The organism is Cupriavidus malaysiensis (assembly GCF_001854325.1).
GTDB lineage: Bacteria > Pseudomonadota > Gammaproteobacteria > Burkholderiales > Burkholderiaceae > Cupriavidus > Cupriavidus malaysiensis.
On the sequence record NZ_CP017754.1, the window covers coordinates 609,727 to 622,610 of the forward strand.

Annotated in this window: 13 protein-coding genes; all 13 read left to right on the forward strand. The window is 70.1% G+C overall.

Annotated features, from left to right (window positions below):
* The first annotated feature begins 21 nt into the window (after nucleotides 1-21).
* The 13 genes from BKK80_RS02555 to bioD all read left to right on the forward strand — a co-directional run bounded on the left by BKK80_RS02555 (nucleotide 22) and on the right by bioD (nucleotide 12,831).
* Nucleotides 22-498, forward strand: coding sequence for a PaaI family thioesterase (locus tag BKK80_RS02555; RefSeq protein ID WP_071010729.1), 477 nt, complete (start codon nucleotides 22-24; stop codon nucleotides 496-498).
* 127 nt (nucleotides 499-625) lie between these two features.
* Nucleotides 626-2,452 (forward strand): bifunctional isocitrate dehydrogenase kinase/phosphatase, encoded by a 1,827-nt coding sequence (aceK, locus tag BKK80_RS02560; RefSeq protein WP_071010730.1) that lies wholly within the window; start codon nucleotides 626-628, stop codon nucleotides 2,450-2,452.
* Complete coding sequence (gene can, locus BKK80_RS02565) at nucleotides 2,449-3,120, forward strand: carbonate dehydratase (RefSeq protein WP_071010731.1); 672 nt, start codon at nucleotides 2,449-2,451, stop codon at nucleotides 3,118-3,120. The genes aceK and can overlap by 4 nt, the downstream gene beginning before the upstream one ends.
* Before the next feature lie 60 nt (nucleotides 3,121-3,180).
* On the forward strand, nucleotides 3,181-4,362 hold the full coding sequence (locus BKK80_RS02570) for an acetyl-CoA C-acetyltransferase (RefSeq protein WP_071010732.1): 1,182 nt from the start codon (nucleotides 3,181-3,183) through the stop codon (nucleotides 4,360-4,362).
* 68 nt (nucleotides 4,363-4,430) lie between these two features.
* Complete coding sequence (locus BKK80_RS02575) at nucleotides 4,431-5,111, forward strand: SDR family oxidoreductase (RefSeq protein ID WP_071010733.1); 681 nt, start codon at nucleotides 4,431-4,433, stop codon at nucleotides 5,109-5,111.
* A gap of 112 nt (nucleotides 5,112-5,223) precedes the next feature.
* Nucleotides 5,224-6,354 (forward strand): acyl-CoA dehydrogenase family protein, encoded by a 1,131-nt coding sequence (locus BKK80_RS02580; protein WP_071010734.1) that lies wholly within the window; start codon nucleotides 5,224-5,226, stop codon nucleotides 6,352-6,354.
* A gap of 53 nt (nucleotides 6,355-6,407) precedes the next feature.
* Nucleotides 6,408-7,067, forward strand: a complete 660-nt coding sequence (locus BKK80_RS02585) for a 2-hydroxychromene-2-carboxylate isomerase (protein WP_071010735.1) — start codon at nucleotides 6,408-6,410, stop codon at nucleotides 7,065-7,067.
* Nucleotides 7,064-7,750, forward strand: a complete 687-nt coding sequence (locus BKK80_RS02590; RefSeq protein WP_071037602.1) for an HAD family hydrolase — start codon at nucleotides 7,064-7,066, stop codon at nucleotides 7,748-7,750. The genes BKK80_RS02585 and BKK80_RS02590 overlap by 4 nt, the downstream gene beginning before the upstream one ends.
* A gap of 8 nt (nucleotides 7,751-7,758) precedes the next feature.
* Nucleotides 7,759-8,187, forward strand: a complete 429-nt coding sequence (locus BKK80_RS02595; RefSeq protein ID WP_071010737.1) for a YchJ family metal-binding protein — start codon at nucleotides 7,759-7,761, stop codon at nucleotides 8,185-8,187.
* Between the two features lie 57 nt (nucleotides 8,188-8,244).
* Complete coding sequence (locus BKK80_RS02600; protein WP_083383915.1) at nucleotides 8,245-9,114, forward strand: dienelactone hydrolase family protein; 870 nt, start codon at nucleotides 8,245-8,247, stop codon at nucleotides 9,112-9,114.
* A 216-nt stretch (nucleotides 9,115-9,330) separates the two neighbouring features.
* Nucleotides 9,331-10,806 carry an adenosylmethionine--8-amino-7-oxononanoate transaminase gene (bioA, locus tag BKK80_RS02605; RefSeq protein WP_084084625.1) on the forward strand — a complete coding sequence of 492 codons (1,476 nt, stop codon included), beginning with the start codon at nucleotides 9,331-9,333 and terminating at the stop codon, nucleotides 10,804-10,806.
* Nucleotides 10,796-12,061, forward strand: a complete 1,266-nt coding sequence (bioF, locus tag BKK80_RS02610; protein ID WP_071068565.1) for an 8-amino-7-oxononanoate synthase — start codon at nucleotides 10,796-10,798, stop codon at nucleotides 12,059-12,061. The genes bioA and bioF overlap by 11 nt, the downstream gene beginning before the upstream one ends.
* Nucleotides 12,058-12,831 carry a dethiobiotin synthase gene (gene bioD / locus BKK80_RS02615; RefSeq protein ID WP_071037599.1) on the forward strand — a complete coding sequence of 258 codons (774 nt, stop codon included), beginning with the start codon at nucleotides 12,058-12,060 and terminating at the stop codon, nucleotides 12,829-12,831. Before bioF ends, bioD begins: the two co-directional genes overlap by 4 nt.
* Nucleotides 12,832-12,884 lie beyond the last annotated feature (53 nt).

The window sequence follows — 12,884 nt, forward strand, 5'->3', positions numbered from 1 at the left end:
GGACGAACCAGGATTTCCCTCATGACCGCCTTGCCCGACGCTTCCATCCCGCCCGAACCCCAGACCCTCGGCGCGCAGCGCGCCGACGCGATCGCCACCAGCTTCGCGCGCCAGGGCCTGATGACCACCTTCGGCGCCACTCTGACACGGGTCGCGCACGGTGAGGTCGAGATCGCGATGCCCTGGTCCGAGCGCGTCACCCAGCAGCACGGTTTCTTCCACGGCGGCGCGGTCGGCGCGCTGGCGGACAGCGCCTGTGGCTATGCGGCGCTGTCGGTGGTGGGCGAGGGCGAGGCCGGGTTGACCGCCGAGTACAAGATCAACCTGCTGTCGCCGGCCCAGGGTGAGCGCCTGGTGGCGGTGGGCCGGGTGGTCAAGCCGGGGCGGACGCTGATCGTGGCCCAGGGCGACGTTTTCACCGAGAGCGGCGGGCGGCGCAAGGCTGTGGCGACCATGTTGATGACCTTGTGCGTGGTGCGCACACTGGATCACGTCTGAGGCAACGCGGCGGACGAGGCGCCGCCGCCGCGCGGGCCGCCGGCCCGGTCCGCACGGCGCGCGCCGGCGCGAAGCCGCGAACGAACCCCATTACAATTCCCGTACCGCCGCCGTTTCCGCGCCCGCCATGTCCCACTTTCCCAAGCTGCTCTCGTCGCAGATCGCCTTCGATGTGGCGCGGACCATGCTCGACGGCTTCGACAAGCATTACCGGCTGTTCCGCGAGGCCGGGCAGCAGGCCAAGGCAAGGTTCGAGGCCGGCGACTGGCAGGGCCTGCAGCAGATCCAGCGTGATCGCATCGACTTCTACAATGAGCGCGTGCGCGAGACCAGCCTGATCCTGGAGGATGAGTACGACGCCGAGCGCATCGAGAACGGTATCTGGCAGCAGATCAAGCTGCACTACATCGGGCTGCTGACCAACCACCACCAGCCCGAACTGGCCGAGACCTTCTTCAACTCGGTGTGCACGCGCCTGCTGCACCGTTCCTATTTCAACAACGACTTCATCTTCGTGCGCCCGGCCATCTCGACCGAGTACATCGAGAACGAGGAGTCGCCGACGCGGCCGACCTACCGCGCCTACTATCCCGGCAGCCGCGAAGGCATGGCCGCCTGCTTCGAGCGCATCGTCCACAATTTCCAGCTCGAGCGGCCGTTCGAAGACCTGCCGCGCGACATCGGCTACGTGGTGCGCGCGATCGGCGAACAGTTCGGCGAATTCCGCATCGCGCCCAATTTCCAGGTGCATGTGCTGTCCTCGCTGTTCTTCCGCCACAAGACTGCCTTCATCATCGGGCGCGTGCTCAACGGCGACCGCAGCTACCCGCTGGTGATCCCCATCGTGCATGGCCCCTCGGGCGGGCTGGCGCTGGACGCCGTGCTGCTGGACAAGGAGCAGGTGCTGATCCTGTTCTCCTTCTCGCACTCCTACTTCCTGGTCGACATGGAGATCCCGTCGGCCTACGTCACCTTCCTGCGTGACCTGATGCCGCGCAAGCCGCGCGCGGAGATCTACACCTCGCTGGGGCTGCAGAAGCAGGGCAAGAACCTCTTCTATCGCGATTTCCTCCATCACCTGCAGCATTCCTCGGACAAGTTCATTGTCGCGCCGGGCATCAAGGGCCTGGTGATGCTGGTGTTCACGCTGCCGTCGTTTCCCTATGTGTTCAAGGTGATCAAGGACTTCTACCCGGCACCCAAGGAAACCACCCGCGAGCAGGTCAAGTCCAAGTACCAGCTCGTCAAGCAGCACGACCGGGTCGGACGCATGGCCGACACGCTCGAGTATTCCGGCGTGGCGTTCCCGCTGTCGCGCTTCGACGAGGCGCTGGTGCGCGAACTGGAGCGGCATGCGCCGTCGATGGTCGAGTACCAGCGCGCCAAGGACGGCGGCGAGGAAATCGTGGTGCGCCACCTGTACATCGAGCGCCGCATGACCCCGCTGAACCTCTGGCTGCAGGAGGGCAGCGACGCGCAGGTGGAGCACGGCATCATCGAGTACGGCAACGCCGTCAAGGAACTGATCGCCGCCAACATCTTCCCGGGCGACATGTTGTACAAGAACTTCGGCGTCACGCGCCACGGGCGCGTGGTGTTCTACGACTATGACGAGATCGAGTACCTGACCGACTGCAACGTGCGCCATGTGCCGCAGCCCCGCAACGAAGAGGAGGAAATGTCCGGCGAGATCTGGTACACCGTGCGGCCGCACGACATCTTTCCGGAAACGTACCGTACCTTCCTGCTCGGCGACCCGCGCGTGCGCGCCGCCTTCCTGCGGCACCACGAGGACTTCTTCGACCCTGCCATGTGGCAGGCGCAAAAGGACCGGCTGCTGGCCGGCCATCTTCATGATTTCTATGCCTACCAGACATCGGAACGCTTCATCAACCGCTATGGCAGCCCGGCGCCCCGCGCCGGCGGCGAGCCGCAGGCAAGGAGGGCAGCATGAGTGAGGCCATCGCCCAGTTGTTCCGCAACAACCGCGAGTGGGTGGACCGCGTCAATGCCGAAGACCCCGCCTTCTTCACGCGCCTGGCCAACCAGCAGGCGCCGGAGTACCTGTGGATCGGCTGCTCCGACTCGCGCGTGCCCGCCAACCAGATCCTCGGCCTGGCGCCGGGCGAGGTCTTCGTCCACCGCAACATCGCCAATGTGATCGCCCACAGCGACCTGAACGCGCTGGCGGTGATCCAGTTCGCGGTCGATGTGCTCAAGGTGCGCCACATCACCGTGGTCGGCCACTATGGCTGCAGCGGCGTCAAGGTCGCGCTCAAGCGCGAGCGCATCGGCCTGGCCGACAACTGGCTGCGCCATGTGCGCGACGTGGCCGACAAGCACGAGGCCTACCTGGGCACCATCCTGCGTGAGGAGGATGCCCATACGCGGCTGTGCGAGCTCAACGTGATCGAGCAGGTCGGCAATATCTGCCACACCACCGTGCTGCAGGATGCCTGGGCGCGCGGCCAGGAAGTGACGGTGTACGGCTGGATCTACGGCGTATCCGACGGCCTGCTGCGCGACCTCGGCATGGCCGCCAGCAGCAACGAGGAACTGCTGGCGCAGACGCAGGCGGCCTACCGCCAGTTCGGCGAGCCGCCGCAGGCGTCGATCCGCTGAAGGCGCTGCCGGCCGCCCGGTCACCCCCATCCCCCATTCCCCATCCAAAGGAGACAGAAGATGCAAGACCCTATCGTCATCGTATCGGCCGTGCGCACGCCCATGGCCGCTTTCCAGGGCGAGTTCGCCTCGCTCACGGCCCCGCAGCTCGGCGCCGCCGCCATCCGCGCCGCGGTGGAGCGCGCCGGCCTCAAGCCGGAGCAGGTCGAGGAAGTGGTGTTCGGCTGCGTGCTGCCGGCCGGCCAGGGCCAGGCGCCGGCGCGCCAGGCTGCGCTTGGCGCGGGCCTGCCGCTGTCGGTGGGCTGCACCACGGTCAACAAGATGTGCGGCTCCGGCATGCGTGCGGCCATGAACGTGTTCGACGGCCTGCTGGCCGGCTCCTTCGAGATCGCGGTGGCCGGCGGCATGGAAAGCATGACCAATGCGCCCTACCTGATTCCCAAGGGCCGCGGCGGCTACCGCATCGGCCACGGCATGATCTATGACCACATGATGCTGGACGGCCTCGAGGATGCCTACGACAAGGGCCGCGCCATGGGAACCTTCGGCGAGGACTGCGCGGCCAAGTACGGCTTCACGCGCGAGCAGCAGGACACCTTCGCCATCGAGAGCGTGCGCCGCGCCCAGCAGGCCACCGAGGCTGGCGACTTCCGCTGGGAGATCACGCCGGTGACCGTGTCCGGCAAGGGCGGCGACACGGTGATCGACACCGACGAAGGCCCGCGCCGCATCAAGCTCGACAAGATCCCGTCGCTCAAGCCGGCCTTCGCCAAGGACGGCACCATCACCGCCGCTTCGTCCTCGTCGATCAATGACGGCGCCTCGGCGCTGGTGATGATGCGCGAATCCACCGCGGCCCGCCTCGGCCTGGTGCCGCTGGCACGCATGCTCGGCCACACCACCCATGCGCAGGCGCCCGGCTGGTTCACCACCGCGCCGGTCGAGGCGATCGCCAAGCTGTACCGCAAGCTCGACTGGAACACCGGCAGCGTCGACCTGTTCGAGATCAACGAGGCCTTCGCGGTGGTGCCGATGGCGGCCATGCACGACCTGGAGATCCCGCGCGACAAGGTCAATATCCACGGCGGCGCCTGCGCGCTGGGCCATCCGATCGGTGCCTCGGGGGCGCGTATCATGACCACGCTGATCGGCGCGCTGCGCAAGACCGGCGGCAAGCGGGGCGTGGCCAGCCTGTGCATCGGCGGTGGCGAAGCCACCGCGGTCGGCATCGAGCTGGTCTGAGCCAGGTGCGGCGCCGGCCTCAGCGGGCCGGCCCCGTGCAACCCCTTCCCTGATCTAGGAGCCCATCCGTGTCCACAGTCCTCATTCTCGGCGCCTCGCGCGGCATCGGCCTGGAGTTCGTGCGCCAGTACCGCGCCGACGGCCATCGCGTGATCGCCACCGCGCGCAGCGAGGCCGGCATCGAGGCCTTGCAGGCGCTCGGCGCCGAAGCGCATCGCGTCGACCTGACGGATCCGGCCGCGGTGGCCGGCCTGGGCTGGAAGCTCGACGGCGAAGCCGTCGACGTGGCCATCTACAACGCCGGCGTGATCGGCCCGCGCAGCGAGGGCGCGCAGCCCGTGCAGCAGCAGGACTTCGACGAGGTCATGCACGTCAACGTGCTCGGGCCGATGATGGCGCTGCCGCTGCTGCTGCCCCTGGTCGAGGCCGGCCGCGGCGGCCAGGGCGGCGTGCTGGCGGTGCTGTCGTCGCGCATGGGCAGCATCGGCGCCATGGACAGCAACCGCAGCTGGCTTTACCGCACCAGCAAGGCCGCGGTCAATGCCGTGCTCAAGTGCGTGTCGCTGGATGCGCGCCAGGCCACCTGTGTCGCGCTGCATCCGGGCTGGGTGCGCACCGACATGGGCGGGAGCGGGGCCGACCTCGCGGTGGAAGACAGCGTGGGCGGCATGCGGCGCGTGCTGGCCGGCGCGAGCCGGGCCGACAACGGCAGCTTCCACGCCTACGACGGCGCCGAGCTGCCCTGGTGAGCCCGGCACGGCGGGGCCGTGACGGTCCCGCCTGCCAGCCGCTCTATTTGACGGACAGCGACCCCAAGCGACCCCAAGCGACCCCAAGCGACCCCAAGCGACAGAGAGCAACATGCTGCTGACCCCCGAACAGGAAATGATCCGCGATGCCGTGCGCCAGTTCGCGCAACAGGAGATCGCGCCACGCGCCGCGCAGTGGGACCGCGACGGCACCTTTCCCAAGGACGTGCACCGCCAGCTGGCCGCGCTCGGCGCCTATGGCGTGGCGGTGCCGGAAGCCTATGGCGGCGCCGGGCTCGACTACCTGTCGCTGGCGCTGATCCTGGAAGAGATCGCCGCCGGCGACGGCGGCACCTCCACCGTCATCAGCGTCAACAACTGCCCGGTGTGCAGCATGCTGATGGCCTTCGCCAGCGAAGCGCAGAAGCAGCAGTGGCTGGTGCCGCTGGCGCGCGGCGAGATGCTGGGCGCCTTCTGCCTGACCGAGCCCCATGTGGGCTCCGATGCCTCCGCGCTGCGCACCACGGCGCGCCGCGACGGCGACCACTACGTGCTCGACGGCGTCAAGCAGTTCATCACCAGCGGCAAGCATGCCGACGTGGCCATCGTGCTGGCGGTGACCGACAAGACCGCCGGCAAGCGCGGCATCAGTGCCTTCCTGGTGCCGACCGGCACGCCCGGCTACGTGGTGGCGCGGCTGGAGGACAAGCTCGGCCAGCATTCGTCGGACACCGCCCAGATCGTCTTCGAGAACTGCCGCATCCCGGCGGCCAACCTGCTGGGCGAGGAGGGCGGCGGCTACAAGATGGCGCTGTCCGGCCTGGAGGGCGGGCGCATCGGCATCGCTTCGCAGAGCGTCGGCATGGCGCGCGCGGCACTGGAGGCGGCGCTGGCCTACGCCAAGGAGCGCGAGAGCTTCGGCCAGCCGCTGTTCCAGCACCAGGCGGTGCAGTTCCGCCTGGCCGAGATGGCCACGCGCATCGAGGTGGCGCGGCAGATGGTCTGGCATGCCGCTTCCCTGCGCGACGCCGGCCGGCCGTGCCTGAAGGAGGCGGCCATGGCCAAGCTGTTCGCCAGCGAGATGGCCGAGCGCGTCTGCTCGGATGCCATCCAGGTGTTCGGCGGCTATGGCTATGTCAGCGATTTCCCGGTCGAGCGCATCTACCGGGACGTGCGCGTCTGCCAGATCTACGAAGGCACCAGCGACATCCAGAAGATCCTGATCGCACGCGCGCTGGCCTGAGGCCGGCGCCGGCATCGCCGTTTTCACAAGCCCCCGCATGCGGAGCCCCTGACATGACAGCTGCCATCGACTTCTACTTCGACTTCTCCTCCCCCTACGGCTACTTCGCCAGCACGCGCATCGACGAGCTGGCACAGAAGTACGGCCGCATCGTTTCCTGGCACCCCATCCTGCTGGGTGTGGTGTTCAAGACCACGGGCAGCGCGCCGCTGCCGCAGCTGCCGCTCAAGGGCGACTACGCCTGGCGCGACTTCGAGCGCACCGCGCGCTTCCACGGCATCGAGTACCACCGTCCGACGCACTTTCCGCTGCCGACCACGCAGGCCGCGCGGGCTGTGCTGTGGCTGCAGAATCACCATGGCGAAGATCTGGCCGCGGCCTTCGCCAAGGCGGTCTATCATGCGTTCTTCGTCGAGGACGTGAACATCGCCGAGCCGGCCGAGCTGGTCAAGCTTGCCGATGCGCTCGGCATCGATGGCCGCGCCATGGATGCCGGCGCCAGCAGCCCGCAGATCAAGGAACAGCTCAAGGCCGAGATCGAGGTGGCGATGGCCAAGGGCGTGTTCGGCTCGCCCTTCGTCATCATCGACGGCGAGCCCTTCTGGGGCTTCGACCGCTTCGACCAGATCGAGGCCCATCTCAAGAGCGGCCGCCCGACCGCGCTGCGTGCGGTGGCGCCGCCCGATACCAGCAAGGAAAAGAAACCGGCATGAATGCAGTAACTCCCCGGCACGCGCGCAAGTTCGATTGCGTGATCTTCGATTGCGACGGCGTGCTCGTCGACAGCGAGCCCATCGTCAACCGCGTGCTGAACCAGATGCTCAATGAACTGGGCATCGGCATCTCGCTGGAGGAATCCACGCGGATGTTCCTGGGCCGCGCTGTGCGCGAGGAACTGGACACCATTGCACGCCTGCGCGGCGCGCCGCTGCCGGACAACTGGCTGTCGACCTGGCTGGCGCGGCGCAACGCCGTGCTGGAGGCCGAGGTCGAGGCCATCGAGCACGTGCGCGACGCGGTCGCGGCCATTGCCGCCACCGGCATGCCGGTGTGCGTGGCGTCGGGTGCCGACCGCATCAAGGTCAAGCTGCAGCTCGGCCGCACCGGCCTGCTCGAACTGTTCCAGCAGGATGCGCGCGAGCATGTCTTCTCCGCCACCGAGGTCAAGCGCAGCAAGCCCGCGCCCGACGTCTACCTGCTGGCGGCCGAGACCATGGGCGTGGTGCCGGCGCGCTGTGCCGTGGTCGAGGACAGCCCGGCCGGTGCCACCGCCGGTGTCGCGGCGGGCATGACCGTGTTCGGCTACGCGGCGCGTAATGACGCCGTGCAGTTGCGCGATGCCGGCGCCAGCGCGATCTTCGCCGACATGCGCGAGCTGCCCGCGCTGGTGCTGTGAGCGCGGCGATGGCGGGCAAGCACGCGCGCCCGGCCGCGGCGCCGCAGCCCTGTCCCTGCGGCGGTGCGGACTACGCCAGCTGCTGCGGGCGTTTCCATCGCGGGGAGGCCTTGCCCGGCGATGCGCAGACGCTGATGCGCTCGCGCTACAGTGCCTACGTGCTCGGCGAGGTCGAGTGGCTGCGGCAGACCTGGCATCCCTCCACCTGTCCGGCCGATCTCGCCGCCGATCCGGCCACGCGCTGGCTCGGCCTGGCGGTCAAGTCGCACGCCCAGGCGGACGCCGACCACGCCGAAGTGGAGTTCGTCGCCCGCTACAAGGTCGGCGGACGCGCCTGGCGCCTGCATGAGCGCAGCCGCTTCGTGCGCGCCGCGCGCGCGCCCGGCGAAGCGCCGCGCTGGCTCTATGTCGACGGCGACATGCTGGGGGAGGGCTGATGGCAGCGCCCGCGGGCCTGCGCCGCGCCTGACCATGTGCCGGAAGCTGGCGATTCCATGACGAGGCGGCGCCGCACCTGTCTTGCACTCTTTGCCTGCGCGGTCCTGGGCTGGGCGGCGGCGGGCGGCGTTGCGCGTGCACAGCCGCCGCGCATCGAGGAGGACGTGGTCAAGGTGCCCAAGCCGGCCGGCCCCTTCATCATCGAACTGGAGGCCACCATCTTCAAGCCGGCGGGCGACGGCCCGTTCCCGCTGGTGGTGATCAACCACGGCAAGACGCACGGCCGGCCGGCCTTCCAGGCGCGCGCGCGCTATGCGGCGCAGAGCGCGGAATTCGTCAAGCGCGGCTACGTCGTGATCCTGCCCATGCGGCAAGGCTTCGCCAAGTCCGGCGGCCCGTATATCGGCGGCGGCTGCAACGTGGCGCGCAACGGCCTGGCGCAGGCCGAAGATGTGATCGCCACGCTCGACTACATGCGTACCCGGCCCTACGTGGACATGAGCCGCATCGTCGTCATCGGGCAGTCGCATGGCGGCCTCACCACGATGGCCTTCGGCACCTTGAGCTACCCGGGCGTGCGCGGCGTCATCAATTTCTCCGGTGGCCTGCGCGACGACGCCTGCCCGGGCTGGCAGGCGGACCTGGTCGAAGCCTTCGCCGGCTATGGCCGCCTGGCGCGCTATCCCTCGCTCTGGTTCTACGGCGACAACGACAGCTTCTGGCCGGCGCCGCTGCCCGCGCGCATGTTCCATGCCTATCGCGCCGAGGCGGAGGGCGCTGGCGCCGATGCGCGCCTGGTCGACTACGGCAATTTCGACGGCGACGCGCACCGGCTGTTCGGCAGCCGCGCCGGCATGGCAGTGTGGCTGCCCGAGGTGGCGCGCTTCTTCCGCGAGCTGGGGCTGCCTTTCGATCCGCTTCCCTGAAAAAAGCTGCCGTGCACGTTGTGCGCAGAAGGCGACGTGTCGCGTCGGCGAAGCATCAACTGCCGATCTTCTTCGCGTAAATCCGAATAAAACGCGTTCAAATCCGCTTTTGGCGAAGGTTTGCCAAGCGCCTGCCGATCTTCCTAACATGGCCCTCCGCAAGCCGTGCGGCGCCGTTCCGGCCGCTGTGCGCGCGCTCAACGAAGGAGGGTCCCCTTGGCACATCCGACAATTCCATCTCCCGCCGCCGCCCCCGGCAGCGACGGCCTGGCGCCGCACCCGACGCTGGGCCAGCGCAGCCTGCAGGCGGTCTGGCATCCCTGCACGCGCCTGCGCCCGGCGCCCGCGGCCGGCGAGCCGCCGCTGGCCATCGCGCGCGGCGAGGGCCCATGGCTGTTCGATGCGCAGGGGCAGCGCTATTTCGATGCCACCAGTTCCTGGTGGGTCAACCTGTTCGGTCACGCGAATCCCGCCATCAACGCCGCGCTGCGCGAGCAGCTCGACACCATCGAGCACGTCATGCTGGCCGGCTGCACCCATGCGCCGGCGGTGGAGCTGGCGGAGCGCCTGCGCGCATTGACCGGTGGCGCGCTCGGCAACGCGTTCTACGCCTCGGACGGTGCTTCGGCGGTGGAGATCGCGCTCAAGATGAGCTTTCACTTCTGGCGCAATACCGGGCTGCCGGCCAAGCGCGAGTTCGTCTGCCTGCGCCACAGCTACCACGGCGAGACCATTGGCGCGCTCGGCGTGACCGACGTGGCGGTCTTCCGCGATGCCTATGCGCCGCTGCTGACGCAGGCCCATGTGGTGATGTCGCCCGATGCACGCCAGGCCGCGCCGGGCGAGAGCGCCGCTGGCGTGGCCGCGCGCGCGCTGGCCGAACTGGAGGCGCTGCTGCGTGAGCGCGGCGGTCAGATCGCGGCGCTGATTATCGAGCCGCTGGTGCAATGCGCCACCGGCATGGCCATGTACGACCCGTCCTACCTGGACGGCGCGCGCGCGTTGTGCGACCGCTACCGCGTGCACCTGATCGCCGACGAGATCGCGGTGGGCTGCGGGCGCACCGGCACCTTCTTCGCCTGGGAGCAGGCGCGCGGCGATGCCGGGCCCGGCGCCGCGCCGCTGGCCGCGCACCTGTGGCCGGATTTCCTGTGCCTGTCCAAGGGCATCAGCGGCGGCTACCTGCCGCTCTCGCTGGTGCTGTCGCGTGACGCCATCCAGCAGGCCTTCGTCGCCGACGACGTGGCGCGCAGCTTCCTGCATTCGCATTCCTATACCGGCAACCCGCTCGCCTGCCGCGCCGCGCTGGCCACGCTCGACCTGTTCGCGCAGCAGGACGTGCTGGTCCGCAACCGCGAGCGCGCGCGCTGGCTGGCCGAAGCGATGGCAGGCCTGGCCGCCGACGCGCGCCTTACGCACGTGCGCCAGCGCGGCCTGATCTGGGCCGCCGACGTGCGCGCCGAACTGGCCGGCGCCGATTTCGCCGCGCGTTTCCACCAGGCCGGCCTGGCGCGCGAGCTGCTGATCCGGCCCCTGGGCCGCACGCTCTACGTGCTGCCACCCTATGTCTTCGATGCCGCGCAGGCCCGTTGGCTGGCCGGGCGGCTGCAATCCACGCTGGACGCCGTGCTGGCGCCCGCTGCCGCCGGCACCGCCCGGCGCGAGCAGAAGGAGAGTCTCGATGCTGCTTGAACACCTGAAACAGGCCGCCCAGGCGCGTGCGGCCAGTGCCCTGACGCGCCGTCGCCGCACCGCGCACAGCGCCTGCGCCCCCTGGCAGGACATCGCCGCTGCCGCCGATGCTGCCGATGCCTCGAACGCATCGGTGGCCGGCCCGGCCCGGCGCCTGCTTACCTTCTGCAGCAACGATTACCTCGGGCTGGCCAACCATGCCGCGGTGGCCGAGGGCTTCATCGACGGCGTGCGCCGCTATGGCGCGGGCAGCGGTGCCTCGCACCTGGTCAGCGGCCACTCGCTGGCGCATGCGCAACTCGAGGCGGAGCTGGCGCGCTGGCTGGCGCCGCACATTCCCGCCGCGCGCGCGCTCTACTTCTGCACCGGCTACATGGCCAATCTCGCCGTGCTGACGGCGCTCGGGAGCGCCGAGGCGACCTTGTTCAGCGAGGCCCTCAACCATGCCTCGCTGATCGACGGCACCCGGCTGGCGCGCGCCGCTGTGCAGCGCTACCCGCATGGCGACCTGGCGGCGCTCGACGCACTGCTGGGCGCGTGTACCAGTCCGCTCAAGCTGATCGTCACCGACAGCGTGTTCAGCATGGACGGCGACATCGCCCCGCTGGCCGGCCTGCTGGCGCTGGCCGAACGGCATGATGCCTGGCTCATCGTCGACGACGCGCACGGCTTCGGCGCGCTGGGCGCGCAGGGCCGCGGCGTGCTCGCCCACCTGGGCCTGGCCTCGGAGCGATTCGTCTACATCGGCACCCTGGGCAAGGCGGCCGGCGTGGCCGGCGCCTTCGTGGCGGCGCACCCGCTGGTGATCGAGCACCTGGTCAATGCCGCGCGTCCCTATATCTATACCACCGCCGCGCCGCCCGCCGTGGCGCACGCGCTGCTGGCCAGCCTGGACCTGATCGCCGGCGCCGAGGGCGATGCCCGGCGCGCCGCGCTGGCCGAGCGCATCGCCGAGCTGCGTGCCGGCCTGGCGCCGCTGGCAGCCGCCGCCGGCTGGCAGCTGCCGCCCAGCGACACGGCGATCCAGCCGCTGATCATCGGCGACAACGACGAGGCGCTGGCGCTGTCCGCCGCGCTGGAGGCCGACGGTATCCGCGTCGGCGCGATCCGGCCGCCTACCGTGGCAGCCGGCACCGCGCGCCTGCGCATCACCTTGTCGGCCGCGCACAGCGCGCAGGACGTGGCTACCCTGCTGGCGGCGCTCGGCCGCCATGCGCGCGCCGCCGGCGCGGTACCGGCACGGGAGGCCGCATGAACGCCAGCCTGCCCGCCGCGCTCCGTCCGGCCTCGCTGGCCTGCTTCGTGACCGGCACCGACACCGGCGTCGGCAAGACCCACGCGAGCGCCACCCTGCTGCACGCGCTGCGCGCCGCCGGCTACCGCGCCGCCGGCATGAAGCCGGTCGCCAGCGGCAGCGAATGGCGCGACGGCGCCTGGCACAACGACGACGTGGCCCGGTTGCGCGCCGCCGGCTCGGTCGAGGTCGCGCTGCACGAGACCTGCCCCTTCCTGCTGCGCACGCCGTGCTCGCCTCACCTGGCCGCGGCCGCGGAAGGCGCGCGCATCGCGCCCGGTCCCATCCGGACCGCCTTCGCCGCCTTGCGCCGCCAGGCCGAAGCGGTGGTGGTGGAAGGGGTCGGCGGCTTCCAGGTGCCGCTGCACCTGCCGGACGGCGGCGACCCGGATGGCGCCAGCGCGGGCTGGGACACCGCCGACCTCGCCGCCATGCTGGGCCTGCCCGTGGTGCTGGTGGTCGGCGTGCGCCTGGGCTGCCTGAACCACGCCATGCTGAGCGCCGCCGCCGTGCGCGCGCGCGGCCTGACCCTGGCCGGCTGGATCGCCAACCGGGTCGACCCGGACATGCTGCTGGCCGAGCAGAACATCGACACGCTGCACCGCACGCTGGGCGCGCCTTGCCTGGGCGAACTGCCCTGGCAGGTGGCACCCGCCGACGCCGCGGCCCGGCTCGACCTGGCGCCGCTGCTGGCGGCCTGGGTGCAGGCCGGCGCGGCGCCACGGCCCTGAGCAAGACATTGCCCCAGGCGCGCGCGCCTGGATCGAAAACCGAACGAGAAAGA